At 51.8% G+C, this 220-nt stretch carries 1 rRNA gene; it reads left to right on the plus strand.

Annotated features, from left to right (window positions below):
* Positions 1-220 (plus strand): 23S ribosomal RNA (locus ACM6I6_RS29045); the annotation flags it as partial.

Here is a 220-nt window from a genome sequence, read left to right on the forward strand (position 1 = left end):
AAGGCCGAGAGCTGATGACGAGTGTTCTTTTAGAACACGAAGTGGTTGATGCCATGCTTCCAAGAAAAGCTTCTAAGCTTCAGGTAACCAGGAACCGTACCCCAAACCGACACAGGTGGTTGGGTAGAGAATACCAAGGCGCTTGAGAGAACTCGGGTGAAGGAACTAGGCAAAATGGCACCGTAACTTCGGGAGAAGGTGCGCCGGTGAGGGTGAAGCA

Source organism: Pseudomonas sp. IT-P218, assembly GCF_949767605.1.
Lineage (GTDB): Bacteria > Pseudomonadota > Gammaproteobacteria > Pseudomonadales > Pseudomonadaceae > Aquipseudomonas > Aquipseudomonas putida_AE.